This is a genomic window from Casimicrobium huifangae (assembly GCF_009746125.1).
Classification (GTDB): Bacteria; Pseudomonadota; Gammaproteobacteria; order Burkholderiales; family Casimicrobiaceae; genus Casimicrobium; species Casimicrobium huifangae.
Genome location: NZ_CP041352.1, coordinates 551,940 through 576,832 on the forward strand (window position 1 = coordinate 551,940; position 24,893 = coordinate 576,832).

Below are 24,893 nucleotides of genomic sequence, written 5' to 3' on the forward strand. Positions count from 1 at the left end.
GCCGTGAGTGTAGAGGCCGCGTCCAGTCAGGTTTGCGGGTGTATGCTCGCCGCCATGAAATATCGTCATCTGGCTATTCCTGTTGCGCTTGCCACTGCGGGCGCTGTTACGCTGTTTGCGCCCCTCGCGCAGGCACAGATGCCGCGGCCCATGTCGTCGCAGGCGGTGAATGATCGTGCCGTCGTGATGGGTATCCTCGCTGCCGAGTTCTCGTTGCAGCAGGGCGATGTGGCGAGCGCCGCCGCGACTTACTACGAGGTCGCCAAACGCACGCAGGATGCCAAGGTGGCCGAACGGGCGGTGGATCTGCTGGTGCGCACCCGCCGGGTGAATGATGCGAAGGAAATCGCCGCACTCTGGCAGGTCGCCGATCCGGACGCCATCCGTCCGCTGCAGATCGCACTGGCGCTGGCCCTGACCAGTCAGGACGAGACTCGCGCGCAGCAGGCGGTGACCCGCGTACTGTCGTTGCCAGAGGAGAAGCGGGCCGAGGCGGTGATGGACGTGGCGCGACAGCTGGCGCAGTACCGCGACCGCGATGCGGCTGTGAAGCTGGCGTCGGTGTTCACCGAGCGTCTGCCGAAGCTGCCGGAATCGTATTACGCGCTGTCGGTGGCAAGCACGGGCAACAACAATGCACGCATTAACGAGTCGATGCTGGCGATTGACCGTGCGCTGGCGCTGCGCCCGGACTGGCCGCAGGCCGTGGCGGTGAAGTCGCGCCTGCTGCTTGCGCGTTCGGCGGCCGGTAAAGAGGGCGCCGCCGATCGCGCCGCCGCGATGTCGGTGCTCGAAAAGGCGATTGCCGCCGCGCCGGACAGCCGCGAACTGCGGGTGCTGGCGGCGCGCACGGAGTTCGATCTGGAAAATTTCGCAGAAGCGCGCAAGCGCTTCCTCGCGCTGGCTGACGAAGGCAAGGAAGATGCCGAGGAGATGCGTCTGGCGGCAGCATTGTCGGCCTATCACGCCAAGGATTGGGTGACGGCGGACCGCGAATTCAGCGAGGCGCTTGAGGCTGATCGCGGCGACCCGGCGGCAGTGCGCTACTACCTGGGCCGCATTTCGGAAAGCCAGAAGCGCTGGGCAGAGGCTGTTGAGCGCTACTCGCAGGTGCCGCCGAGCGAGCGCTACTGGGAATCGCAACTGCGCGTGGCCAACGCGCTGGCGCAGGACAAGCAGATGCTGCAGGCGGTGGCGCACCTGCGTGCGTTGAAGCCCGGTAACGCGCTGGAGCGTTTGAGTCTGGCGCAAACTGAATCGGCGTTATGGCGCGATGCTGGCGAGAACGTGAAGGCGTTTGAGGCACTCGACGCAGCATTGGTTGTCGACAGTGAAGATGCTGACCTGCTCTATGAAAGCGCGATGCTGGCCGAGCGCATTGATCGAATGGACGAGGCGGAGAAGCGGTTGCGCAAGGTGATTGCACTGCAACCGAAGCGCGCCCACGCCTACAACGCGCTTGGCTACAGTTTTGCTGATCGCAACATCAATCTTGATGAGGCACGCACGCTGATCGAGAAAGCGCACGAACTGGCACCCGATGATGCCGCAATCCTCGACAGCATGGGCTGGATTGCCTTCCGGCAGGGCCGGCTGGAAGATGCTGCGGCCTATCTGAAGCGGGCGTTCGACAAGTTTCAGGATGGCGAAATCGCCGCCCACCTCGGCGAAGTGCTGTGGGCGCTGGGCCGCAAGGATGAGGCGCGGGGCATCTGGCAGACACAACTGAAAGCGCAGCCGGACAGCGACATCCTGAAAAAGACGATGGCGCGTCTGGAGCGCTGAATGACCGGCAACTTGCGGTACGACGCGGGCAAGGTCCGCGTCGGGCGGTGGTGGTATTGGCCGCTGGCCGCATTGCTGGCGCTTTCGGGTTGTGCCGGCGTGGCCACGATGCCGCCGGCAACACCATCGACCGCACCGGCGACGGCGACAATGATCACGCCGCGAGCGCAGTTTTCGATGGCGGGGCGGTTCAGTGCAAAGGGGGAGCGCGAGCAGGCGAGCGGCCAGTTCCGCTATACCGAAACGCCCGCGCGACGCACACTCAGCCTGTTCTCACCGCTAGGCACTGCGCTGGCCGAGGTGGTCGCTGAGGGCGGTGTGGTGACGCTGACCGACGCCAACGGCGGGCGCCAGGTCGCGACCAGCGTTGCCGAGCTGTTGCGCCCAATGATCGATTTGCCGGTGCAGGACGCCGCGCTGTCGGCATGGTTGCAGGGGTTGCCAGCCGCTGGCGAGCAGGCGACTGCGGTCGAGCGGGATGTTGCCGGCTGGCCGCTGAGGTTCCGGCAGTCCGGCTGGGACATTGAAATCGGTGCGCGGCAGGCTGACACCGGCGCGCCGCGCCGGATGCGCTGGAGCCTGCCGGCGCAGCCCGAGGTTGAAGTGCGCTGGGTGATCGACGAATGGGCAGCGCCGTGACGTCGGCGAGCACCACGCAATCGCTGACGCTACCGGCGCCGGCCAAGCTGAACTTGTTTTTGCACGTGACCGGGCGCCGCGCTGACGGCTATCACCTGCTGGAAAGCGTGTTTGTGCCGATCAACCTGGCTGACACGATCAGGTTGACCCGGCGCAGCGATGGTGTCGTCCGCCTTGTCGATCCGCCGCCGGGCCTGGACGAGCAGAACGAGCTGTGCTGCCGCGCGGCGCGGGCGTTGCAGGCGGCCACGGGCTGTGCGCTCGGGGTTGATATTCAGGTCAGCAAACGCATCCCGCAGGGCGCTGGTCTGGGCGGCGGCAGCTCGGATGCCGCCACTACCTTGCTGGGACTCAATCAACTGTGGGGGCTGGGCCAATCGCGCGAAGCATTGCAGCAAGTAGCGGCCAGTCTCGGTGCTGACGTACCCTTCTTTGTGTTCGGTCGGCCGGCGTTGGCGCGTGGTGTTGGTGAGCGCCTGCTCGCGGTCACGATGCCGGTGACAGATTACGTGCTGGCTTTTCCCGGCGCAGGTGTGGCGACGGCGAACGTCTTCACCGACCCGCAGCTCAAGCGCGACACACCGGCCAACGCGGGCGCCGTGTTCATGCTGGACCACGGTCATAACGATCTGCAGCCGGTGGCCGAACGGCTGGAGCCGCGCATCGGCGCCTTGCTGGCGGACTTGGCACATCTGTGCCCGCCCGGCATCGCGCCGCGCATGACAGGCTCCGGCGCCTGCGTGTTTGCGAGGGCTCACAATCACGAGGCCGCCAGCGAAATCGCGCGACAACTTGAGCAGTCAGGCTGGCAAAGCTGGGCCGTCCGCACCATCGCCCGGCATCCGCTGTTCGCGATGGCGCTTTCAGCAACAGACAGTGCTATAATTTAAGGCTTCCTGCGGTTGATTGGTAAGGTAAACCTTGCCGGGAATTGCCGGAAAGCGTAGGGGAGTCGCCAAGTCGGTTAAGGCATCGGATTTTGATTCCGACATTCGAGGGTTCGATTCCTTCCTCCCCTGCCACCAACAGCTAAAGCGGTCTTTGAGCAAACCTCCAAGGCCGCTTTTTTTTCAGTAGCGCCAGCGGCGTCGATTTCGGCAATCCCGGATCGTTCCTGCTGCCGGCAGACCGGCCGCCCCATAACGAGATCGCAGACAGGCCCGCCATGAGCTTCCACGACATGATGGTCTTTACCGGCAACGCCAACGCCAGGCTTGCCCATTCCGTCGTCGAGCATCTGGGCATGCGCCTGGGCAAGGCGCAGGTCGGCCGCTTCTCGGATGGCGAAGTCAACGTCGAAATCCTCGAAAACGTCCGCGGTCGCGACGTCTTCGTGCTGCAATCGACCTGCGCGCCAACCAACGACAACCTGATGGAGCTGGTGATCATGGTGGACGCGCTGAAGCGTGCGTCCGCTGGCCGTATCACCGCTGCCATGCCGTACTTCGGTTACGCGCGTCAGGATCGCCGTCCACGCTCCGCCCGCGTCGCCATCTCGGCGAAAGTGGTGGCCGACATGCTGACCGCAGTGGGCGTAGACCGCGTGCTGACGATGGATCTGCACGCCGACCAGATTCAGGGCTTCTTCAACATCCCGGTCGACAACATTTACGCCACCCCGATCCTGCTGGCCGATATCTGGAAGCAGAAGTACGACAACCTGCTGGTGGTGTCGCCCGATGTGGGCGGCGTGGTACGCGCTCGCGCGGTGGCGAAGCGTCTGGACACCGATCTCGCCATCATCGACAAACGTCGCCCGAAGGCGAACGTGTCGGAAGTGATGAACATCATCGGCGATGTACGTGGTCGCACCTGCCTGATCATGGACGATATCGTCGATACCGCCAACACGTTGTGCAAGGCGGCGCAGGCGCTCAAGGACAACGGTGCGGTGAAGGTGATCGCCTACTGCACGCATGCGGTGCTGTCGGGGGAAGCGGTCAACCGCATCGCCGGCCCGTCCCTCGATTCGCTGGTGGTGACTGACACCATTCCGCTGTCGAAAGAGGCCGAAGTGCTGGCGGCCAATGGTGGCAAGATTCGCCAGATTTCGAGCGCGCAGCTGATCGCCGAAACCATGCAGCGGATCAGCAACGAAGATAGCGTTTCGTCGTTGTTCACCGAATAGATTTTTCTGCGCAGCAAAATGCTGCGCGGCCTTTGACGTCACCCTGGTCGCGGGGTCACGACAAAACTCATCAACACTGGAGTTACAAAAATGGCAACCGAATTCACCGCGTTCGCGCGGACAGCGCAAGGCAGTAGTGCGAGCCGCCGCCTGCGCAACACGGCCAAAGTGCCGGGCATCGTCTATGGTGGCGAAGCCAAGCCGGAACTGATCGAGCTCGATCACAATGCCCTGTGGCATGCCCTCAAGAAGGAAGACTTCCACAGCTCGATCCTGACCATGACGCTCGGCAGCGCCACGAGTCAGGTGTTGCTGCGCGATGTGCAGTATCACCCGTTCAAACAGCTGATCCAGCACATCGACTTCCAGCGCGTTGACGCCAACAAGAAGCTGCACATGAAAGTGCCGGTGCACTTCGTCAATCAGGAAGTCTCGCCGGCGGTCAAACTCTCGGCCGCCATCGTCAACCACGTGTTGAACGAAGTCGAAGTCGCCTGCCTGCCAAAGGATCTGCCGCGCTTCATCGAGGTGGACCTGAAAGACCTCAAGGCTGGCGAATCGATCCACGCTGCTGACGTCAAGCTGCCGAGCGGCGTGAGCCTGGTGTTCCACGGCCGCAACAAGGATGCCGTGTTTGCGACTGCTTCCGTTGTTGCCGAAGAAGCTGCCGTCGAAGGCGCGCCGGTTGCTGCTGCTGAAGTTGCAGCTTCCAAGCAGAAGGCGCCGGCCGCAGCCGCTGCCGCTCCGGCGAAAGACGCGAAGAAGAAGTAATCTTGTCGTCGCATTGTTGCCGGATTCAACACCGACAACCCAAGGAAAAAGGCCCGCAACTGCGGGCCTTTTTTATGCGGTTGGATGCAGGTATCGGTTGCTGATGGCGTCCACCTCGGCAATCAGCTCGGGTGACAATTTCGTCTGGTAAGACTTGCGTACCTGATCAAGCTGCGCGACCGAAGTGCCGCCGATGATCAGGCTGCCGACAAACCAGCGGGTCGCGGCGAACGACATCGCCAGTTCGGTGATGGTCATGCCATGTTTGCGCGCGAGCGCTGCGTACTCCTCGGTGGCGACGTGCGCCAGCGGGCGACGATAGCGTCCGCCCATGGTTTCGCCGAATTTCTGGAAGCGCGATCCCACTGGCAGCGCACCGTTGAGATACTTGCCGGTCAGCATGCCCATGCCGAGCACGCTGTACGCCAGCAGGGGAACCTGCTCGCGATAGCTTACTTCGGCGAGATCGCCCTCGAAACTGCGGTTGAGCAGGCAATACGGATTCTGGATTGACGCGGGCTTTGGTGCGCCCAGTTGCTCCGCCGCGCGGCAGAACATCGTCGTACCCCAGGCGGTTTCGTTGGACAGGCCATAGCCGCCGATCTTGCCTTGCTTGATCAGCGTCTGCATGGCCTCGACCTGTTCGACGATCGGCACAGTGGGCCGCTCCTTGCCGCTGTCAAAGCGCCAGGTGCCGAACGCCGCGACATTACGGTCAGGCCAGTGAATCTGGTAGAGGTCGATGAAGTCCGTCTGCAGCCGGCGTAGCGAGCCTTCGCAGGCATCAATGATGTTGGCCTTGGTCAACGCCGTGGCCCCGTTGCGAATCCAGTCACGCCGGCCAGGCCCCGCGATCTTGCTGGCAACAACGACCTTCTGCCGATTGCCTGGCTTTGCCAGCCAGTTACCAAGAATGATCTCGGTGCGCATGCCGGTCTCGGCGCACGGCGGCACCGGATACATCTCGGCGGTGTCGACAAAATTGATGTCGTGCTCCACCGCCCATTCAAGCTGGGCGTGGGCCTCGGCCTCGTTGTTCTGCTCACCCCAGGTCATGGTGCCGAGCGAAAGGACGGAGACGTTCAGATTGGCGTGAAAAAGCGGGCGGCGTTCCATGATGTAGCTAAGCGTGAGCGAATAGCGCAGTTTAGCGAAGCGTTGTGCACACTCCTAAACGACGAGACGGCCAGCGGACACGTATTGCTTGCGGAATTCCTCGAACGGCGTCGTGTCGGATGCCTCAATTTCGCGCTGCGCGCAGACTGAATCTTCAACCATGCGACGCTGGCGATCCGCCTGCTCGGGCGTCAACGGCATGGCAAGCAGGGCGTCCCGCGTTTGCACGGATCGCGTGCGCACGAAGCGGACGAAAGAGTTCTCATGTTCGTCGGCCATCGCCCGTAGCACGCGGGCCGACGGCAATGTGTCGGGGTGTTGCAGCGAACGGCGGGCGGCTTCGACGGCCTCTACGTGCAGGGCGCCCGTCGCCAGGGCGGCATCAATTGATCTAGCGATGGGCAAGCATTCGTCGATGATGGTCAGGCCCCAGTCGACAAGGCTTACCGCTTCGCCGTTGCGGTCCAGCTTCAGTCCGGGCTCGCGACCCTGTGCGGCGGTGAGGTGCTGGTTGCGGGCGAGCGCGGCGATCTCGTTCGGCGTGTCCTGCGCACTGTCACTCAACACGCAGTGCAACAGGAAGACATCCAGAAAGCGCATTGTCGTGGCGTTGATGCCGACAGTCTCGAACGGATCGAGATCCATCAGTCGCACTTCGACGTATTCGACGCCACGCTCGCGGAGCGCATGTAGCGGCCGCTCGCCCGACCGAATCACCCGCTTCGGGCGGATGGTCCCGTAAAACTCATTTTCAATTTGCAGCAGCGTCGTTGCGAGCTGGTTGTACTCACCGCCCGGGTTCATGATGCCGATGGCTTCATACGCTGGATAGGGCCGTGTCAATGCGTCCTGCAACGATGCGGCGTAACTCTCCAGACTGTTGTAGCTCACGGCGAGCGATGACTGGGCATCACTTTGATAGCCGAGGCGGCCCATCCTGAGTGATGTGCCGTACGGCATGTACATGCTGCCACTGGGCAGCGACTGCAGGCCATGTGGACGTCCTTCGACAAAGGTGGAGCAGACTGCAGGTGAAGCGCCGAACAGCGTCATCAGCAAGAAAGCGTGACGGCGGAAGTTGCGGATCAGCGCGAAGTATTCGGTATTCGACAGACCCGGCAGCGACCAGTTGTAGTGAATGCCCGAGATGGTCTGCATGCGACGTCCGTAGCGGTGCCCGAGACCCATGCGGTAGACGCTCTTGGCACGGCCGATGTTGGACGAACCATAGCGTGCCAGCGGAATGGTTTCGTCGGTAGGCAGCCCGCAGGGCATGCTCGATGCCCAGAGCATTTCGTCGCCCGCATCGCGCAGCACGCGATAGGTGAACTGATGGAGCTCGGTCAGGTCATCCAGCACCGACTGCACGTTGCCATGTGCGCGGGTGATGAGTTCAACCTGCGATTCGCTGAAATCAGTCGTGATCTGTGAGTGGGTCAGCGCCGACCCCAGCCCCACGGGATGGGGCGTCAGGGCCAGTCCACCGGACGGCAACGCACGCAGACTCTCTTTCTCTACCCCGCGCAGAATGCCCTTAAGGCGGTCAGGGGATACTGCGTCGATACGTTGCTGCAAGCTGCTCATTCGATTGTCTGCTGGCCAGTGATTGAAGTGATGCGACGCCGACGTTCCCGACTGCCCACGCCCACGATGTCTTGTCAGCAGATTTCAAGGTGCCAACCCACAGTATTTTGTGCCAGTTCCACCAATGTCAACGACGAGAAACTTGCAGCCTTGAATGCGCACCGGGCGGGGACTTGCGCTTGCGAAAAACTGCAAAGACCATTGCGCCCAATCAAGTTTATGTGCTGCGATCGACTTACATTCGATACTGCAACAAATCCAGTGCCGCGTGCAGCAGGAGGACTTCATGGCCAGACCCCTCTTCATTGATTCGATCGACGCCGCTGTTGACAATGTACTTGACACCATTGCGGGTGACATCGTGCTCGGTATCCCGCTGGGGGTGGGCAAACCCAACCCCTTCGTCAATGCACTCTACCGACGCATCAAAAACAACCCGGCGCGGCGGCTGCGCATCATCACTGCGCTTTCGCTGGAAAAGCCTGTCGGCAAGAGCGAGCTGGAAGAGCACTTCCTGCAGCCACTCGCCGATCGCGTGTTCGAGGACTACCCCGACCTTGAGTATGTCAAGGAGCTGCGCGCCGGACACCTGCCGGAAAACATCGAGGTGCGCGAGTTCTTCATGAAGACCGGCGACTACCTCGGCAATGTCGTCGCGCAGCAGGGCTACATCTCGACCAACTACACCTTCGTCGCCCGCGACATGGCCGTGCAGGGGATGAACGTGATCGCCCAGGCGGTGGCTGCACGTGGCGAGGCAGGTGACCTGCGCCTCAGTCTGTCGAGCAATCCTGATGTCACTTTTGAAGTGGTCGAAAAGTATGCCGAACAGGGCATGCCGTTGATCAAGATCGGCGTGGTGAACCGGCAGATGCCGTTCATGCTCGGCGGTGCCGTGGTGAAGCCTGACTTTTTCGATCTGGTCGTGACCGACCCGGCGGCCACGCACGCGGTGTTCGCGCCACCGAACAACAAGGTCTCCGCAGCGGACTACGCGATCGGACTGCACGCCAGCAGCTTCGTCACTGACGGTGGAACCCTGCAAATCGGCATTGGCTCGCTCGGGGACGCGATTGCGCAGGCACTGATCGTGCGTGACCGGCACGGCGCCGAGTACCGCCAGATGCTGGAAAGCCTGTGCCCCGACGGCATCGACGGCCGTGAGACTGGCCGCTTTGACCGGGGCCTCTACGGCTGCTCGGAAATGTTTGTCAACGGGTTCCTGCGGCTGATCGAGGCCGGCATCATCCGTCGCGAAGTGTTCGCCGATACCGTACTGCAGCAACTTATCAACGATGGCAGGATCGCCGACGAGACGGTGACGCCCGCCACGTTGCGGGCATTGCTCGATGCCGGGCGCGTACGCTCACCGCTGGCCAGGGAGGATCTGGACTTTCTGCTGCGCTTCGGCGTTTTCCGGCCAGGTGTGCGGCTCGATGGCGAAACGCTGGTGGCGGGTGACCATCGCTGCAGCAACAACCTGTTTGACGATGCAAATTTCGAAGCTGTCTGCGCCCACATGCTTGGCACGCGCCTGAACGGTGGCGTGTACATGACTGGCGGCTTCTTCCTCGGGCCACGCGACTTCTACCAGCATCTGCGCCGCATGCCCGAGCATGATCTGGCGAAGATCGACATGACCCGCATTGACTTCATCAATCAACTGTACGGGCAGGGCGATCTCAAGCGGGCGCAGCGGCGCAAGGCACGCTTCATGAACACCACCATGATCGTCACACTGCTTGGCGCTGCAGCCAGCGATGGGCTGGAAACCGGCGAGGTGGTCAGTGGCGTCGGTGGACAGTACAACTTCGTGGCCATGGCGCACGCCCTGCCCGACGCCCGGCTGCTGATGATGCTGCGGGCAACGCACGACAACAAGGACGGTCTGCGCTCAAGCATTGTCTGGAACTACGGACATGTGACCATTCCGCGCCATCTGCGCGACATCGTGATCACCGAGTACGGGGTGGCCGACCTGCGCGGTCAGAGTGACGCTGAGGTCGTCAAGCGCCTGCTGGCAATTGCCGACTCGCGTTTTCAGGATGAATTGGTGCGAGAGGCCAAAGCGCATGGCAAGCTGGAGGTCTCATACGCGCTGCCGGATCGCTACCGCAACAACTTGCCGCAGGCGCTGGAGGGCAAATTGCACCCCTGGGCGGAGGCTGGCCTGCTGCCTGATTTTCCGTTCGGTACCGATTTGACCGATGACGAGCTGCACATCGTGCGCGCGCTGAAGAAACTGAAGCACGCGACCAACCACCCGACCGAACTGGTCGCGATGGCAGTGCGCAGCCTGTGGGAAGGGCGTGAGGCGCCGCATGCGTATCTGGAACGGCTCGGGCTGGCCGAGGCGCACAGCTTCAAGGACTTGTTTGTACGACGTCTGTTTGCCGGCAATCTCTAACAATCGGATAGTGTCTGGTGTGCCGACTGTAGCTGGGGCCGTGGCCAGTTGCGGCATCGGCATTGCAACGCAAAGGTGGGCAACAAGTTGCCCACCCTGCGACCGACTTGCTACTGATCAGCCGCCGAGATAAGCCTCTTTCACTCGCGGATCCGCGAGCAGCGTTTTGGCATCGCCGGTCAGCGTGATCTCGCCGGATTCCAGCACGTAGCCACGATGCGCGTTCTCCAGCGCCAGCTGTGCGTTCTGCTCAATCAGCAGGATCGTAGTACCGCGTTTGGCGATCAGGTTGATGATCTCGAAGATCTTCTCGACCATCAGCGGCGCCAGCCCCATTGAAGGCTCGTCGAGCATCAGGAGCTTAGGCTGCGCCAGCATCGCGCGCCCGATGGCGAGCATCTGCTGCTCACCGCCGGAGAGCGTGCCAGCGAGCTGCGCCGTGCGCTCCTTCAGGCGCGGAATCATGGTGTAAATCTCGTCAACCTCGCTGAGAATCTGCGCCTTGTCATTGCGGGCGTAGGCACCCATCAGCAGGTTTTCGTGCACCGACAGCCGTGCGAATACGCCACGACCTTCCGGACACAATGCGATGCCGAGTCCAACCAGCGCGTGCGACGGGATGCCCGTGATGTCCTGGCCCTTGTAGGTGACCTTGCCGCCCGCCGGCCGGATGAGCCCGGACAGCGCACGCAGCGTACTCGATTTGCCAGCGCCGTTGGCGCCGATCAGCGTCACCAGCTCGCCTTCGTTGACGTAAAAATCAATGCCCTTGATGGCCTTGATACCACCGTAGGCGACTTCCAGCTTCTTGACTTCCAGCATGGCGCTCATTTCTTGTTCTCTTCTGCATCGCCATGCGCGCCACCGAGGTAGGCCTTGATGACGGCGGCGTCCTTCTGGATTTCTGCCGGCGTGCCATCGGCGATTTTGCGGCCGTAGTCGAGCACCGCGATGTGCTGGCAGACGTTCATCACCAGACGCATATCATGCTCGATCAGCATTACCGTGGTGCCATCGCGGGCGATGCGCTCGATCAATTGACGCAATGCGACGGTCTCGGTCGCGTTCATGCCGGCGGCAGGCTCATCCAGCGCGATCATTTTCGGATCAGTCGCCAGCGCGCGGGCGATTTCGAGGCGCCGCTGTTCGCCATAGGCGAGCGTGCGGCTCTTGTCACCAGCACGTTTGCCAAGACCAATGTAGTCCAGCAGCTCGCGGGCGCGGTCGGCGATTTCGCGTTCCTCGCGACGCGCGGCCGGCGTACGGAAGATGGCACCGAAAGCGCCAGCCTTGGTGCGCACGTGGCGCCCGACCATCACGTTCTCGAGCACTGACATTTCGCCGAACAGGCGAATATTCTGGAAGGTGCGCGCGATGCCGACCTGAGCAACCTCATGCGGCGCCTTGACGTTGAGCGGTTTGTCATCAAAGGTGAACTTGCCGCCATCGACCTGATACAGACCGGTCAAGGTATTGAAGAAGGTTGTCTTGCCGGCGCCGTTGGGACCGATCAGACCAAAGATCGAATTGCGCCGGATCGACATCGACACGTTATCGAGTGCGGTGACGCCACCGAACTTTTTGGTAACGCCTTCAGCGGTGAAGAGCATGTCAGCCATCATTTCTTCTCCGGTGACGGCCACAGACCGGCCGGTTTGAACAGCATGATCAGGATCATGGCGAGCGAGAAGATCAGGTTGCGCAATACCTCAGGTGCGATAAGCACGGTGCCAAACACATTGTGCTGCACGCGCTCATCGGCGGCGTAGCGAATCACCTCCGGCATCGCCGCCAGCAGCACCGCACCGAGAATGACGCCGGGGATATGGCCCATACCGCCGAGCACCACCATCGCGAGGATCATCACCGATTCCAGCAAGCCGAACGATTCGGGGCTCACAAAGCCCTGCATGGCGGCGAACAGGCCGCCTGCGAGGCCGCCTGTCAGCGCGCCGAAGGCAAAAGCGGCGAGCTTGATGTTGCGGGTGTTGATGCCCATGGCCTTGGCGGCGATTTCATCTTCGCGCAGGGCCTGCCAGGCGCGCCCAAGGCGCGAATGCTGCAGGCGATAGACGCCGATGATCGACAGGATCGTAAACAGCAGGAATACGAAGTAGTAGAGCTGCAGACCAGTAATCTGCATGCCAAACAATTCAAGGCCCTGCCTGATCTTGAAGCCGAAGAAGTTGAGGCCATCAATGCCGGTAATGCCGCGGGGGCCGTTGGTGATGTTGTAGGTCTCATCCGACCACGGCAGACCGACCTTGTCGAAGTTGTTCATCAGGATGCGCACGATTTCGCCGAAGCCCAATGTCACGATCGCCAGATAGTCGCCGCGCAACTTGAGCACCGGTGCACCAAGCATCAGGCCGGCAAGTGCTGCGAGGAAGGCCCCGAGCGGCAACAACACCCAGAACGGGTAATGCAAATTGAAGTGCGCGGAGGCCAGTAACGACCAGGTGTAGGCGCCGACCGCGTAGAACGCGACGTAACCCAAGTCAAGCAGGCCGGCGACACCGACCACGACATTGAGCCCGAGCGCCAGCATCACGTAAAGCAGCGTCACGTTGAGGATGCGTACCCACGCCTGACCGAGCATGCCGGCGAGGAAAGGCAGGATCAGCAGCACCACGGCGAGCACGCCGATGGCGACGATCATTTTTTTCTTGTCTTGCAGAATGCCGTTCATGGTTCAGGCCCTCTCTGCGACGCGCTCGCCGATCAGCCCTTGCGGACGGAAAATCAGCACCAGCACCAGCACAACGAAGGCAAAGATGTCCTTGTAGTCGCCGCGCACGAAGATCAGGCCCACGTTTTCGACGAGGCCGAGGATCAACCCACCAACCATCGCGCCCCAGAGGTTGCCGATGCCGCCCATGACCGCGGCGGTGAACGCCTTGAGGCCCAGCATGAAGCCCATGTAGTAGTGAGCCTGGCCGTAGTTCGAGGCCACCATCACACCCGCGATAGCGCCGAGGCCGGAGCCGATGGCAAAGGTGATCGCGATGATCTTGTTGATGTCGATACCCATCAGGCCGGCGACCTTCTGGTTCTCGGCGGTGGCACGCATGGCGGTGCCGACCTTGGTGTTGTGCACCAGCCAGAGCAGCCCGGCCATCAATGCGATGGAGGACAGGAAGATCACGATCTCGTTGAGCGTGATCGTGATGTGGCCGATGTTCATCGGCGTCTTTGAGATCAACTCAGGGAACGAAAAGTAGTTGCGCCCGAAGACAAGGATCGCGAGTTGCTGCAACAGGATGGAGACACCAATGGCGGTAATCAGCGGGGCCAGCCTTGGCGCGTTGCGCAACGGTCGATAGGCAATCCGCTCGATGGTGACACCGACGATTGCGCAGACCACCATGGCAAACAGGATCGCGACCAGCAGGGCAAGGATGGGCGGCGTCCCCATGCCAAGCAGCCACTTGGCAGTGACCAGCGCAGTCAGGCCGCCGATCATCACGATCTCGCCGTGCGCGAAGTTAATGAGTTGCAGAATGCCGTAGACCATCGTGTAACCCAGTGCGACCAGCGCGTAAACGCTGCCCACAACCAGGCCATTGACGATTTGCTGCAGCAATACGTCGATTGACATGGAGTTCCCCGCTTGAAGGTTGTCTTGGACCGTGCTGGCATCCTCCCCGAACGCCAGCCCGTTAATGATCGGTATTCTGCCCTGATTCAGGGCGGGAGGTCATGCCGAAAACGCTTGTTTCGTTGCCAGTTGTGCCACACAGGCAGGAGTCGTGCCAACGGGTCTGCCCGCCGTTACGCGGTCATCAGCGTCACGTTGCCGCCGGCAGCGACGGTATTGATGGTGATGGTCTGCTCGCCAAGAAAGCGGGGCAGATAGAAGGGCCCGCCTGCCTTGGGCCCGGTGCCGGAGAGCCCTTCGCCGCCGAACGGCTGCACGCCAACCACCGCACCGATGATGTTGCGGTTGATGTAGACGTTGCCGACGTGGGCCTGCCGCGCCAGCGCATCTGCGCGGCTGTCGATGCGGGTCTGGATACCCAGGGTCAGACCAAAGCCGAGTGCGTTGATCTGCTCGATGACTGCGGCCGGATCACCCGACCAGCGCACGACCTGCAGCACCGGACCGAAGATTTCCTGCTTCACCGCCGCGATGCTGTCGACCTCAAACAGATGCGGGCCGATGGTGTGGCTGTCCCTGTCGATGACCCAGGTTGTAGGAGCGGCTCCGCCGCGACCGTCCGACAGGCCTGAATCCGGTCGCGGCAAAGCCGCTCCTGCAGGATGTCCGCCCAGTCGCTCGACATGCGCGCGAATGCCATCGAACGCCTCTTGATCAATCAGCGGCCCGACGTCGGTGGCCAACGATGCGGTGTCACCGACCACCAGTTCATTCATGGCGCCGCGCAGCATGGTCACCACATGATCGGCGATTTCTTCATGCACGCAAAGCAGGCGCAGGGCAGAGCAGCGCTGGCCGGCGGAGCGGAAGGCTGATTGCACGACGGCATCGGCGACGTGTTCGGGCAATGCGGTCGAATCGACCAGCATCGCATTGATGCCACCCGTCTCGGCAATCAGCGGAACGATTGGGCCGTCCTTCGCGGCGAGGCTGCGCTGGATGATCTTGGCGACCTGAGTTGAGCCAGTGAACACGACGCCGGCGACTTGGGCGTGCGCGACCAGGGTCGCGCCTACCGTTTCGCCCAATCCGGTCACCGTCTGCAGCACATCGGTGGGAATGCCGGATGTGTGCAGCAGCTTGACCGCTTCCAGCGCCACCACCGGTGTCTGCTCGGCAGGCTTGGCAACGACGGTGTTGCCGGTCACCAGCGCCGCTGCGACCTGGCCCATGAAGATTGCCAGCGGGAAATTCCACGGACTGATGCAGAGCCAGGCGCCACGACCGCGCGGATAGAGCACATTGCTCTCGCCGGTCGGGCCTGGCAGCGTGATCGGAGCGCAGACGCGCTCAGCCTCGTCGGCGTAGTAGCGCAGGAAGTCGATCGCCTCGCGCACCTCGGCCACGGCGTCGCCCCAGGTTTTGAACGCTTCCGTTACCAGCAGCGCGCAGAAGCGCGGCAACTCGGCCTGCAGAGCGTCGGCCGTGTGACGCAGCATCGCGGCGCGCTCGCTCACGGGGCGGTTGCGCCAGTCGTGAAAGGCCGCGTGGGCGCGCTGCACGGCGGCGCTAGCTTGCTCGGACGTGGCATCAGCGGGCGGGTTGATCTGCGTCGTCGCCAGCGCCGCTAGCAGTGGCGCGCGCATCGTCGCCACCGTCAGATCGACGCCATCGCTGTTGCGGCGCGGTGCCAGAATGTCGCGCGGCAGCGGGAATGGCCGTGCTTCAGTGACATGCAGTGGCGACGCCAGCAGCTCCTCAGCAGGTACCGCATCGTCGGCAAGCTGATGCACGAATGACGAGTTGGCGCCGTTCTCCAGCAGGCGGCGCACCAGATAGGCAAGCAGGTCTTCGTGCGAGCCGACCGGCGCGTACACACGCAGCGTCTGCGTGGGGGCGATGGCGCGCGAAGCGAACAACTCACGGTAAACGCCACTGCCCATGCCGTGCAGCCTCTGCAGCTCGAACGGGGCATCGAAGCGCTTCGCCATTTGCACAATGGCAGCGATGGTGCCGGCGTTGTGGGTGGCGAATTGCGGAAAGAACGCGTCCTTTTGCTTGAGCAGCGACGCAGCGCAGGCGAGGTAGCTGGAATCAGAGTGATGCTTGTGGGTGAACACCGGGTACGCCGGCAGGCCCATTTCCTGTGCGCGCTTGATCTCGCTATCCCAGTAGGCGCCCTTGACCAGGCGGCACATCAGCCGTACGCCGTACTGCCGTGCCAGTGCACCGACGTGCTCAATCAGTTCGAGCGAACGGGTCTGGTAAGCCTGCAGGGCCAGGCCGAATCCGGTCCACGTCGGATAGCCAGTCTGCACGCGTTGCAGTAGCGCCTCGAAGACATCGAGTGAAAGTTCGAGACGGTCCACTTCTTCAGCATCAATGGTCAGGTTGATGCGCGCGTTGGCGGCCATTTCACACAACTGCCAGACACGCGGCACCAGCTCGGCCAGCACGCGCTCGCGCTGCGCGTCCTCATAGCGCGGGTGCAGAGCGGATAGTTTGATCGAGATGCCATCGGTATCGGCCGGTCCGGCGTCCGTGGCCGCCGCGTGTGCTTGCGCGAGCATGCGGATGGCGTGCTGGTAACTCGCAAAGTAGCGGTCTGCGTCGTCCATGGTGCGCGCGCCTTCGCCCAGCATGTCGAAACTGAAGCGCAGATGCGGCTCGCTGCGACGCTGCGAGCGGGCCTCGCTGAGGGCATCTTCAATGGTCTGCCCGAGCACGAACTGCCGCGCCAGCAGTTGCACGGCGCGCAGTGTGGCGGCGACCACCGTTTTGGCGCCGAGCTTGGCGAACAGGCCGGGTGGCTGATCGGTGTCTGGCAGGGTCTTCTTCGACAGCGCAATGACTGAATTTGACAGTCGGCCCAATGCGCTGGAATTGGCGCCGTCGCTGTTGCCGTCGAAGCTGGCGCGGCCCAGCTGGTCGGCCGTCAGCGCGATGGCGGTGGCGGAATCAGGCACCCGCAACAGCGCCTCGGCGAGCCGCATCAGCGCGAGGCCTTCGGGTTTGGAGATCGGATATTCCTTGAGCAGGCTTTCCATTGCCCAGAACGGCGGCGGATTCTCGCGAACCGCCGCCACCCACGGTCGCGCGGTTTCGATCACCTGTGGCCAGTCGAGCACGGCGGCAGCAGCATCGACGTTGCGGCGGACGATGGCGGGTTCGTCGCGGTAGGGAAAGGGCAGGCGCATGGTCGGTCTCCGCGGTAACGGTGGTCTGGCTGAACAGATCGCTATCGTAGAAACAAAAGCGCTGCGTTATTCACCAAAATTTTTCACCTTATAGTGAATAATGCCGCTTTCGGCTGGAAATTCTGCAGCTATGTCGGACATCGATGCAATTGACCGAAAAATCCTCACTGCTCTGCAAAAAGATGGACGGATCAGCAACCTGAAGCTTGCCGAAGCGGTGTCGCTGTCTCCGACGGCGGTGTTGGCGCGCACCCAGCGGCTGATCCGCGACGGCTACATCCTCGGCTTCGAGGCGCGACTGAATCCGGCGAAGCTGGATTCGGGCATGACGGTGTTTGTGGAGGTGCTGCTCGACCGCACCACGCCCAATATCTTCGATGCCTTCAAGGCGGCAGTGCTGACGCACCCGGAAATTGCCGAATGCCACATGGTGGCCGGCGGCTTCGATTACCTGATCAAGCTCAGGGTACGCGACATGGAGGCGTACCGCGAGTTCGCCAGTCGGCGGCTGTGGCAATTCCCCGGCGTGCGCGAGACGCGGACTTACGCCGTGATTGAGGAAGTGAAGGACGGCGGGCCGCTGCCGGTGTGAACGCCGGCAGGCCGAGGACGGATGTCTTTCAAGTCAGCTTTTTGCTGAAATCCCCATTCAATAAGGGCTACCGACGCGAATTGACGATTATCGACTTTCGCTCATTTGGTGTGCTGAGCCCATTTTGAACGGGGCTTTCCGCGTAAAGCCGTAGGGTGCGACTATCGCCCCTCAGCACGCCTTAAAGCGCAGGCCGGCGACGTGAGGTCAAAAAAAACGGCACCCGAAGGTGCCGTTTTTACGAAGCCAGAAGAATTACTTCTTCTTTTCTTCCTTGGCCGGAGCAGCAGCGGCCGGGGCCGGAGCGGCTGCGGGAGCAGGGGCTGCCGGGGCAGCAGCGGCCGGAGCAGCTTCTTTCGGGCCACCGACGATTTCAACGGTTTCCCACTTGCCGCCTTTGACCTGGAACACGGTCACAGCGCCGTCCTTGATGTCGCCCTTGTCGTCAAACGCGATCTTGCCGGTCACGCCATCCATCGAGGTTGCCTTGATGGCGTCGATGATCTTGGCCGGATCGGTACCAGCCTTCTGGATGGCGGCGATCAGCACGTTGGTCGCGTCGTAGGTGAACGGAGCGTAAACCTGAACGTCAGCGTTGAACTTGGCCTTGAACTTGTCGTAGAAGGCGGCGCCCTGCGGCATCTTCTCTTTCGGCAGACCAGCGGTCGTTGCGTAGGAGCCTTCAGCAGCGTCGCCACCGAGCTTGATCAGCTCGGCGGATTGCGCGCCGTCACCCGAGATGAACTTGGCCTTGATGCCAAGGGCTTTCATCTGCTTGAGCATCGGGCCCGCTTGTGCGTCCATGCCGCCGAACATGATCACGTCCGGGTTCTTGGCCTTGACCTTGGTCAGCACGCCCTTGAAGTCCTGCTCTTTTTCGTTGGCAAGCGCTTCACGGATCACAACGGCGCCACCGGCGGCCTTGACAGCCTTTTCGGTTTCGTCAGCCAGACCTACGCCGTAGGCGGTCTTGTCGTCGATGATCGCGATCTTCTTGCCGAGCTTGGCAGCAGCGTAGTTACCAATCGCCGTGCCTTGCGCCACGTCGTTGGCCACCATGCGGAACACGCCCTTGAAGCCCTGGTTGGTCAGCTTCGGGTTGGTGGCCGAGGGGGAAATCTGTGCCACACCAGCCTGGTTGTAGATCGCCGATGCCGGGATCGAGGTGCCGGAGTTCAGGTGGCCGACCACGCCGACAACCTTGGCGTCCATCAGCTTCTGGGCTACTTGCGTGGCTTGCTTGCCGTCAGCAGCGTCGTCTTCGGTCAGCAGTTCGAACTTGGCCTTCTTGCCATCGACCATGATGCCCTTGGCATTGGCTTCTTCAACGGCCAGCTTGGCGCCGTTTTCGTTGTCCTTGCCGAGGTGGGCGATCTGGCCGGACGTCGGGCCGACGTGACCGATCTTGATGACGACTTCCTGCGCTGCTGCAGGTGCCGGAGCAGCTTTGGCTTCTGCTTTCGGCTCTTCTTTCTTGCCGCAAGCGGCCAAACCCGCTGCTACGGCGATTGCAATCGCTGCGAGAGCGAATTTATTGGACTGTTTCATGTGGCGGAATCCTCCGAGAAAAAACCGGTGGATTATGCTTTGCTCTTGGCGGGCTGTCAACGCGGAAATCCGCGCGCGGCGCCGGTTTCAGCGGTTCCGGCCGATTTTTTGCTTGTGAAATACCCATGATGCGCGCATTTATTTTTGACATGGACGGCACCCTGGCCGACAGCATGCCGTTCCACGAACAGGCGTGGAACGCCCTGATGCCGGAACTGGGCGTCAAGGTTGACCGCGACGAATTCTTCCGCTGGTCGGCCGGACTGACCAACCGCGAAATCTTCCCGCGCCTGCTCGGCCGGGCCCTGGCCGACGACGAGTTGCAGACGCTGTCCGGTCGCAAGGAGGCGCTCTACCGCCAGCTCTATACGCCGCATTGCGCACCCCTGCGCGGTGCCGTGGACTTTCTGCGCGCCACCGAGCGGGCCGGCATCCTGCGTGCGGTTGGCACCGCCGCGCCGCCGGAAAACGTCACTCTGGTGCTCGACGGGCTCGATTTGCGGCGATATTTTCAGGCGGTGGTGGGCGGCGCCGACATCCGCCACGGCAAACCCGATCCGGAAGTTTTTCTCATTGCTGCGGATCGCCTGCGCGTGCGCCCGGCCGATTGCGTGGTGTTTGAGGACGCACCCGCCGGTGTCGAGGCGGCGCGTCGGGCGGGCATGCAATGCGTTGTTGTCACCACCACACTGACTGCCGAGAAAGCGCGCCGGTTGCCCGCCACAGAGCACGTCCGGCACATTGTTGCCGACTTCACTGATCCGGCCCTCGACGGCCTCCTGGTGTAGTACGACGACACTCATGCCGGCTGCATCGTTCACCGTTGATCCCACCTCGCTGGGGCTGGGCTTCGGTTTGGCCGGCATCACCGTGTCGGTGGTCATCGCGCTACTGTCACGGATTGGCGATTCCTCCAGGGCGCTGCCGTTTTGGGCGGCCGCTGCAGTCAGTCTTACGCTCGGGCTCGAGAGCGGTTTTCTCCAGGATGTTTTGCCTCCGGGCATCGGCCTGCTGATTGCGAATCCGCTCAGCGTGCTCGGCGCCTGCCTTTTTCTGGCAGGCGTGCGCACGATGGTGGGCGACCCCGTTCAACCCGGTCAGTTGATGCTCATTTCACTGGTCTCTGCGGTCACCAGCGTGCTTTTTGTGCTGGTCTGGCCACAAGTTACCGGCCGCGTCCTCAGCCAGCTGGCCTGTCTGACAGTGGTGACCTGGCTCAATACTGGCGTGTTGCGTCGCCTGGACCACGGCTACTTCCACTTCCCGGCAAAGTTCCTGCTGATCACCAATGCGGTGCTGTTCGCCTTCTACATTGTCCGCGGCGTAACGGTCGTCATCCTTGGCGACTCCATTTCGGCCAGTGGCGGACCGGGTACCAAGGCCATCGTATTTGTGATCAGCGGCCTGCTGATTCTCAGTTACCTGAAGGGGATACTGCTCATCTGCTTTGCCGAAAAGCAGACGCTGCTGCGCCGGCTGGCCACGCACGACGCGCTGACGGGGGTGTTCAACCGCCTCGGCCTGCGCGACGCCCTCACCCAGTGGCCGGACGGCCATCCGGGCACCGTGACCGTTTTCGATATCGATCACTTCAAGCAGGTGAATGACGGCTTTGGCCATGAAACTGGCGACATCGTGCTGAAAACCTTTGCCGCCGCGTTGCAGGCCAATTGTCCGGCTGGCTCTGTCGTGGCCAGACTGGGTGGCGATGAGTTCTGCGTGGTCGAGAAGGGCGTGCCACAAACGCTGGCGGGCGAATGGATCCGCAACTTGCAGGACCAGCTGCCCACCCGTCTGGAGCTGGCCTGCCCCACGCCACTGGCCTGCAAGGTGAGCCACGGCTCGGCGCATTTCACCCGAATTGCTGATGAGTTCTCGTCGGCGCTGCACAACGCCGATCGCGCGCTTTACCGCTCGAAGTCTGCGCGCCTGCCGCTCGACTAGGGCGTGCCGGCACGCTCTCGCGTGAACCGCCGCCAGCGGCGCTGTCGCAGCCCGCCGACTGATCGTCAGCCGCGCCCGACGAATGGCATCTTGGTGGCCATGATGGTCATGAACTGCACGTTGGCGTCCAGCGGCAGATTGGCGATATGCACGATGGCGTTGGCCACGTGTTGCACGTCCATGCGCGGCTCCACCATCATCTCGCCATTGGGCTGCAGCACGCCTTTGGTCATGCGCTCGGTCATTTCCGTCGCGGCGTTGCCGATATCGATCTGACTGCAGGCGATGTCGTACTTGCGACCGTCGAGCGAGGTGGTTTTGGTCAGGCCGGTGATGGCGTGCTTGGTCGATGTATATGGAGCGCTGTTCGGTCGCGGCGCATAGGCCGAGATCGAGCCGTTGTTGATGATGCGGCCGCCACGCGGCGTCTGCGCCTTCATCACCCGGAATGCCTCTTGCGTGCACAGGAAGGACCCGGTCAGGTTGGTATCGACCACCGCCTTCCACTGCTCCACGGTGATGTCCTCCAGCAGCACCGGCGGCGCGCCAATTCCGGCGTTGTTGAAGATCACGTCAACGCGGCCGAATGCGGCCACGGTCTTGTCGAATAGCGCCTTGACTGAGGCCGGGTTGCTGACATCGGTCACTACCGCGAGGCCGCGACTGGCGTCCTCCCCGGCGGAGGCGACTGCCGCTTCAAGCTCGGCCTGACGACGGCCAGCAAAGGCCACGTTATAGCCCGCCTTGAGCAGCGCCACGGCTGAGGCCTTGCCGATACCGGCCGACGCGCCGGTGATGATTGCGACCTTGCCGTTGCCGACGAAAGTGTTGCTCATGACGTCTCCTTCAATTCTTGAAAAGCTGGTGTTCTCTGGCTTCGGCAAGTGTAAGCACCGGCGTCACGCAGCAATCGATGCGGTCAAAGAATTCGGTCCACGCCGCGAGCGACTGCGTGGCAAAGCGATCTGCCAGCTCTTTGCGCACGCGCAGCGCGACGATGCCCTCGCTGCAACCCAGCGCCTTGAGGTGCGGCATCTGCAATGCATCACACAGCAGATGCCAGAACTTTTCCTCCAGCGCCCCGACAGCGAGAAAGCGCCCGTCCCCGGTGGGATAGACGCCGTAGCAGGGCCAGCCGCCGGTCAGCCAGTCCTCACCGCGCGGGCGAGCGGCACCAAGTGCGAGGCCGTGCTCGGCGATGATATTGAGCCCGGCGACCTCGTGCGTCATCGAGACATCGACAAACGAGCACTGTCCGCTCAATTTGGCCTGCACCAGTGCCGCGCAGATACGGGCGGCAGCAGCCAGCGCGCCGCCGGCGAGATCGGCAATCTGCCAGTTGGAAATTGCCGGCGGCCGGCCACGCTCACCGATCTGGTCGAGCACGCCACTCATGGCGAGGTAGTTGATGTCGTGCCCAGCCCGATGCGCCCACGGGCTGTCACTGCCGTAGCCGGTGATCGCGCAATAGACCAGCGCCGCGTTGTGTTCGCGCAGCGCCTCGTAGCCGAGCCCGAGCCGGGTCATCACGCCGGGCCGGAAGCCTTCAACCAGCGCATCGCTTTCCGTCACCAGCGAAAGTAACCGGGCACGGCCGGCTTCTGATTTGACGTCCAGTCGCTCGACCTGCTTGCCACGATTGACGATGCTGTACAGCGGCGCAACCTGGTCGGCAGGCGCATCGGCCGGCAGGCCAAGGCGATTGGCGTAGTCGCCTTCGGGCGGTTCGATCTTGATGACCTCGGCGCCCCAGTCGGCCAGCATGCGGGTGCAGGCGGGGCCGGGCAGCAGGCGGGTCAGGTCGAGGATGCGGATGCCGGTGAGCGGTTGTGTCATGCCAGCATTATCCCCGCGCCATCAGCGCGCCGCGGTTCTGCGGTCCGACCAGCAACGACCAGCAACTCAGGCGGCGATACGCAAAATCTGTTTCACGCGCTGTGCGGTTGCCAGCGCATCGTCAAGCGTTGCGCCAGTGCAGGTGACATGCCCCATCTTGCGGGCACGCCGCGCCTCCGCCTTCCCGTAGAGGTGCAGATGGGCGCCGGGCAACGCCAGCACCTCCGGCCACGCTGGCTGCATGGGCGTAGCCGCATCAAACCACACATCGCCGAGCAGATTGACCATCACCGCTGGCTGCACCAGCGAGGTATCGCCCAGCGGTGCCTCGGCCAGAATGCGGGCCTGCTGCGCGAACTGCGAGGTGACGCAGGCCTCGATGGTGTAGTGCCCGCTGTTGTGCGGGCGGGGCGCGATTTCGTTCAGCAGCAAGCCGTCGGCAGTGACGAACATCTCGACGCAGAGCACGCCCACATAGTCGACAGCTGCAACCAGCCGGCGGGCGAGATCCTGCGCCTCCGCAAGCCTTGTACCGTCGATGCGCGCCGGCACGATGGTGAGGTCGAGAATGCCGCCGACGTGCTGGTTCTCCTGCACCGGCCACACGGCGGTGGCGCCATCAGCGCTGCGCGCTACCAGCACCGAAATTTCGCGCTCGAACGGGATCAGCGCTTCCAGCACGCAGGGCGCCTGCTTCATGCTCATCCAGGCAAGCAGCGCCTGTTCAACCGAGGTTACCCGCTGCTGGCCCTTGCCGTCATAGCCGAGCGTTGCCGTTTTCAGGATGCCCGGGAACAACGTTGGCGATGCCGCACGCAGGTCCTCGGCGCGCTCGATCACTGCAAACGGCCCAACCGGCAAGCCGTGATCGCTGAAAAAGCGCTTCTCGCGGCGGCGATCCTGCGCAATGCGCACCGCCTCCGCTGCAGGGCGTGTGGGTACAACTGCTGCGAGCGCTTCCAGCGTTGCCGCCGGGACGTTCTCGAATTCGGTGGTGACCGCTGCCACGCGCTTTCCGAACGCAGCCACTGCCTGCATGTCATCGTAGGCCGCAACCACGATGTCGTCTGCCGCTTGCGCTGCCGGGCCGCTGGCGTCGGGATCAAGCACCAGCACCTTGTAGCCCATCGCCTGCGCGGCATGCACAAACATGCGGCCAAGTTGGCCGCCACCAAGGCAGCCGAGCCAGGAGCCGGGGGGCAACATCGTGGCGCTTACTTGTCGGTCATGACCGGCGGCACCAGCATCGCGCGGGCGCCTGCCGTCTGCTCGTCGCGGAACGAAAGCAACTGCTGTGCGAGCGATTTGTTGGCGATGGCCAGCATGGCCACGGCGAACAGGCCTGCGTTCGCCGCACCAGCCTCGCCGATGGCGAAGGTGGCGACCGGAACGCCCTTGGGCATCTGCACGATCGACAGGAGCGAATCCTCGCCACGCAGGTATTTCGAAGGCACCGGCACGCCGAGCACCGGCACCGTAGTCTTGGCCGCCAGCATGCCGGGCAGGTGAGCGGCACCGCCGGCGCCGGCGATGATCACGCGGATACCGCGCTCGGCGGCGTTCTCGGCGTAGTCGAACATGTCGTCCGGCGTGCGGTGCGCTGAGACCACCTTGGCCTCGTAGTTCACACCAAAGCGGTCGAGCATCTCCACCGCGTGTTTCATGATGTCCCAGTCGGATGATGAACCCATCACCACGCCAACTGCCGCCCCAACACCGTTAGCCACGTTTTGCATGCCGGCGATTGT

At 62.7% G+C, this 24,893-nt stretch carries 21 protein-coding genes and 1 tRNA gene; 10 read left to right on the forward strand and 12 right to left on the reverse strand.

From position 1 onward, the window contains the following. Positions 1-54 precede the first annotated feature (54 nt). From FKL89_RS02540 to FKL89_RS02565, 6 genes are all read left to right on the forward strand, one after another. Complete coding sequence (locus tag FKL89_RS02540; RefSeq protein WP_162527369.1) at positions 55-1,785, forward strand: tetratricopeptide repeat protein; 1,731 nt, start codon at positions 55-57, stop codon at positions 1,783-1,785. Beyond that, positions 1,786-2,424 (forward strand): lipoprotein insertase outer membrane protein LolB, encoded by a 639-nt coding sequence (lolB, locus tag FKL89_RS02545; RefSeq protein ID WP_156861155.1) that lies wholly within the window; start codon positions 1,786-1,788, stop codon positions 2,422-2,424. It abuts the gene before it with no gap. Next, the gene (gene ispE / locus FKL89_RS02550; protein WP_156861156.1) at positions 2,409-3,314 is read left to right on the forward strand and encodes a 4-(cytidine 5'-diphospho)-2-C-methyl-D-erythritol kinase; all 906 of its coding nucleotides are present in this window, start codon (positions 2,409-2,411) and stop codon (positions 3,312-3,314) included. Before lolB ends, ispE begins: the two co-directional genes overlap by 16 nt. Before the next feature lie 55 nt (positions 3,315-3,369). Beyond that, positions 3,370-3,446, forward strand: a tRNA-Gln gene (locus FKL89_RS02555). A 143-nt stretch (positions 3,447-3,589) separates the two neighbouring features. Continuing rightward, a complete protein-coding gene (locus FKL89_RS02560) occupies positions 3,590-4,552 on the forward strand; it encodes a ribose-phosphate pyrophosphokinase (protein ID WP_156861157.1) in 963 nt (320 codons plus the stop codon). A 90-nt stretch (positions 4,553-4,642) separates the two neighbouring features. Then, on the forward strand, positions 4,643-5,323 hold the full coding sequence (locus FKL89_RS02565) for a 50S ribosomal protein L25/general stress protein Ctc (RefSeq protein ID WP_156861158.1): 681 nt from the start codon (positions 4,643-4,645) through the stop codon (positions 5,321-5,323). A gap of 72 nt (positions 5,324-5,395) precedes the next feature. Here FKL89_RS02565 and FKL89_RS02570 read toward each other — a convergent pair whose 3' ends face one another. Continuing rightward, positions 5,396-6,439, reverse strand: coding sequence for an aldo/keto reductase (locus FKL89_RS02570; protein WP_156861159.1), 1,044 nt, complete (start codon positions 6,437-6,439; stop codon positions 5,396-5,398). Positions 6,440-6,493: 54 nt separating this feature from the next. Continuing rightward, complete coding sequence (gene gshA / locus FKL89_RS02575; protein ID WP_156861160.1) at positions 6,494-8,023, reverse strand: glutamate--cysteine ligase; 1,530 nt, start codon at positions 8,021-8,023, stop codon at positions 6,494-6,496. Positions 8,024-8,309: 286 nt separating this feature from the next. On the opposite strand from gshA, the gene FKL89_RS02580 reads away from it, so the two are divergent. After that, a complete protein-coding gene (locus tag FKL89_RS02580) occupies positions 8,310-10,430 on the forward strand; it encodes an acetyl-CoA hydrolase/transferase C-terminal domain-containing protein (RefSeq protein ID WP_156861161.1) in 2,121 nt (706 codons plus the stop codon). A 117-nt stretch (positions 10,431-10,547) separates the two neighbouring features. Here FKL89_RS02580 and FKL89_RS02585 read toward each other — a convergent pair whose 3' ends face one another. From FKL89_RS02585 to FKL89_RS02605, 5 genes are all read right to left on the reverse strand, one after another. Further along, a complete protein-coding gene (locus FKL89_RS02585) occupies positions 10,548-11,261 on the reverse strand; it encodes an ABC transporter ATP-binding protein (protein ID WP_156861162.1) in 714 nt (237 codons plus the stop codon). Beyond that, positions 11,258-12,052, reverse strand: a complete 795-nt coding sequence (locus tag FKL89_RS02590) for an ABC transporter ATP-binding protein (RefSeq protein WP_395707218.1) — start codon at positions 12,050-12,052, stop codon at positions 11,258-11,260. Before FKL89_RS02590 ends, FKL89_RS02585 begins: the two co-directional genes overlap by 4 nt. Beyond that, the gene (locus FKL89_RS02595; protein ID WP_156861164.1) at positions 12,049-13,119 is read right to left on the reverse strand and encodes an ABC transporter permease subunit; all 1,071 of its coding nucleotides are present in this window, start codon (positions 13,117-13,119) and stop codon (positions 12,049-12,051) included. Before FKL89_RS02595 ends, FKL89_RS02590 begins: the two co-directional genes overlap by 4 nt. Before the next feature lie 3 nt (positions 13,120-13,122). Then, positions 13,123-14,022, reverse strand: a complete 900-nt coding sequence (locus FKL89_RS02600) for a branched-chain amino acid ABC transporter permease (protein ID WP_156864512.1) — start codon at positions 14,020-14,022, stop codon at positions 13,123-13,125. A gap of 179 nt (positions 14,023-14,201) precedes the next feature. After that, positions 14,202-17,225 (reverse strand): L-glutamate gamma-semialdehyde dehydrogenase, encoded by a 3,024-nt coding sequence (locus FKL89_RS02605; RefSeq protein WP_156861165.1) that lies wholly within the window; start codon positions 17,223-17,225, stop codon positions 14,202-14,204. A 130-nt stretch (positions 17,226-17,355) separates the two neighbouring features. Between FKL89_RS02605 and FKL89_RS02610 the strand changes: the two genes are divergently transcribed. Further along, positions 17,356-17,817 carry an Lrp/AsnC ligand binding domain-containing protein gene (locus tag FKL89_RS02610; RefSeq protein ID WP_156861166.1) on the forward strand — a complete coding sequence of 154 codons (462 nt, stop codon included), beginning with the start codon at positions 17,356-17,358 and terminating at the stop codon, positions 17,815-17,817. A 255-nt stretch (positions 17,818-18,072) separates the two neighbouring features. Here FKL89_RS02610 and FKL89_RS02615 read toward each other — a convergent pair whose 3' ends face one another. Beyond that, on the reverse strand, positions 18,073-19,365 hold the full coding sequence (locus FKL89_RS02615; RefSeq protein ID WP_156861167.1) for a branched-chain amino acid ABC transporter substrate-binding protein: 1,293 nt from the start codon (positions 19,363-19,365) through the stop codon (positions 18,073-18,075). A 125-nt stretch (positions 19,366-19,490) separates the two neighbouring features. On the opposite strand from FKL89_RS02615, the gene FKL89_RS02620 reads away from it, so the two are divergent. Together FKL89_RS02620 and FKL89_RS02625 are read left to right on the forward strand one after the other, a co-directional pair. After that, positions 19,491-20,153: an HAD family hydrolase gene (locus tag FKL89_RS02620; RefSeq protein WP_156861168.1), complete on the forward strand. Its 663-nt coding sequence runs from the start codon at positions 19,491-19,493 to the stop codon at positions 20,151-20,153. A gap of 13 nt (positions 20,154-20,166) precedes the next feature. After that, complete coding sequence (locus FKL89_RS02625; protein WP_156861169.1) at positions 20,167-21,309, forward strand: GGDEF domain-containing protein; 1,143 nt, start codon at positions 20,167-20,169, stop codon at positions 21,307-21,309. Positions 21,310-21,374: 65 nt separating this feature from the next. Here FKL89_RS02625 and FKL89_RS02630 read toward each other — a convergent pair whose 3' ends face one another. From FKL89_RS02630 to purE, 4 genes are all read right to left on the reverse strand, one after another. Beyond that, a complete protein-coding gene (locus tag FKL89_RS02630) occupies positions 21,375-22,145 on the reverse strand; it encodes an SDR family oxidoreductase (protein WP_156861170.1) in 771 nt (256 codons plus the stop codon). Between the two features lie 10 nt (positions 22,146-22,155). Continuing rightward, positions 22,156-23,145: a CaiB/BaiF CoA transferase family protein gene (locus tag FKL89_RS02635; RefSeq protein WP_156861171.1), complete on the reverse strand. Its 990-nt coding sequence runs from the start codon at positions 23,143-23,145 to the stop codon at positions 22,156-22,158. Positions 23,146-23,211: 66 nt separating this feature from the next. Next, positions 23,212-24,351: a 5-(carboxyamino)imidazole ribonucleotide synthase gene (locus tag FKL89_RS02640; protein ID WP_156861172.1), complete on the reverse strand. Its 1,140-nt coding sequence runs from the start codon at positions 24,349-24,351 to the stop codon at positions 23,212-23,214. Between the two features lie 8 nt (positions 24,352-24,359). Beyond that, the gene (gene purE / locus FKL89_RS02645; RefSeq protein WP_156861173.1) at positions 24,360-24,881 is read right to left on the reverse strand and encodes a 5-(carboxyamino)imidazole ribonucleotide mutase; all 522 of its coding nucleotides are present in this window, start codon (positions 24,879-24,881) and stop codon (positions 24,360-24,362) included. Positions 24,882-24,893: the final 12 nt, after the last annotated feature.

What these genes read in the sequence shown, in the direction of transcription:
- FKL89_RS02610 (WP_156861166.1), top strand. Translation starts at nt 17,356, where the DNA reads ATGTCGGACATCGATGCAATTGACCGAAAAATCCTCACTGCTCTGCAA.
- ispE (WP_156861156.1), top strand. Translation starts at nt 2,409, where the DNA reads ATGGGCAGCGCCGTGACGTCGGCGAGCACCACGCAATCGCTGACGCTA.
- gshA (WP_156861160.1), bottom strand. Translation starts at nt 8,023, where the DNA reads ATGAGCAGCTTGCAGCAACGTATCGACGCAGTATCCCCTGACCGCCTT.
- FKL89_RS02635 (WP_156861171.1), bottom strand. Translation starts at nt 23,145, where the DNA reads ATGACACAACCGCTCACCGGCATCCGCATCCTCGACCTGACCCGCCTG.
- FKL89_RS02620 (WP_156861168.1), top strand. Translation starts at nt 19,491, where the DNA reads ATGATGCGCGCATTTATTTTTGACATGGACGGCACCCTGGCCGACAGC.
- FKL89_RS02560 (WP_156861157.1), top strand. Translation starts at nt 3,590, where the DNA reads ATGAGCTTCCACGACATGATGGTCTTTACCGGCAACGCCAACGCCAGG.
- FKL89_RS02605 (WP_156861165.1), bottom strand. Translation starts at nt 17,225, where the DNA reads ATGCGCCTGCCCTTTCCCTACCGCGACGAACCCGCCATCGTCCGCCGC.
- lolB (WP_156861155.1), top strand. Translation starts at nt 1,786, where the DNA reads ATGACCGGCAACTTGCGGTACGACGCGGGCAAGGTCCGCGTCGGGCGG.
- FKL89_RS02595 (WP_156861164.1), bottom strand. Translation starts at nt 13,119, where the DNA reads ATGAACGGCATTCTGCAAGACAAGAAAAAAATGATCGTCGCCATCGGC.
- FKL89_RS02625 (WP_156861169.1), top strand. Translation starts at nt 20,167, where the DNA reads ATGCCGGCTGCATCGTTCACCGTTGATCCCACCTCGCTGGGGCTGGGC.
- FKL89_RS02590 (WP_395707218.1), bottom strand. Translation starts at nt 12,052, where the DNA reads ATGATGGCTGACATGCTCTTCACCGCTGAAGGCGTTACCAAAAAGTTC.
- FKL89_RS02615 (WP_156861167.1), bottom strand. Translation starts at nt 19,365, where the DNA reads ATGAAACAGTCCAATAAATTCGCTCTCGCAGCGATTGCAATCGCCGTA.
- FKL89_RS02630 (WP_156861170.1), bottom strand. Translation starts at nt 22,145, where the DNA reads ATGAGCAACACTTTCGTCGGCAACGGCAAGGTCGCAATCATCACCGGC.
- FKL89_RS02580 (WP_156861161.1), top strand. Translation starts at nt 8,310, where the DNA reads ATGGCCAGACCCCTCTTCATTGATTCGATCGACGCCGCTGTTGACAAT.
- FKL89_RS02585 (WP_156861162.1), bottom strand. Translation starts at nt 11,261, where the DNA reads ATGAGCGCCATGCTGGAAGTCAAGAAGCTGGAAGTCGCCTACGGTGGT.
- FKL89_RS02565 (WP_156861158.1), top strand. Translation starts at nt 4,643, where the DNA reads ATGGCAACCGAATTCACCGCGTTCGCGCGGACAGCGCAAGGCAGTAGT.
- FKL89_RS02540 (WP_162527369.1), top strand. Translation starts at nt 55, where the DNA reads ATGAAATATCGTCATCTGGCTATTCCTGTTGCGCTTGCCACTGCGGGC.
- FKL89_RS02640 (WP_156861172.1), bottom strand. Translation starts at nt 24,351, where the DNA reads ATGTTGCCCCCCGGCTCCTGGCTCGGCTGCCTTGGTGGCGGCCAACTT.
- purE (WP_156861173.1), bottom strand. Translation starts at nt 24,881, where the DNA reads ATGCAAAACGTGGCTAACGGTGTTGGGGCGGCAGTTGGCGTGGTGATG.
- FKL89_RS02570 (WP_156861159.1), bottom strand. Translation starts at nt 6,439, where the DNA reads ATGGAACGCCGCCCGCTTTTTCACGCCAATCTGAACGTCTCCGTCCTT.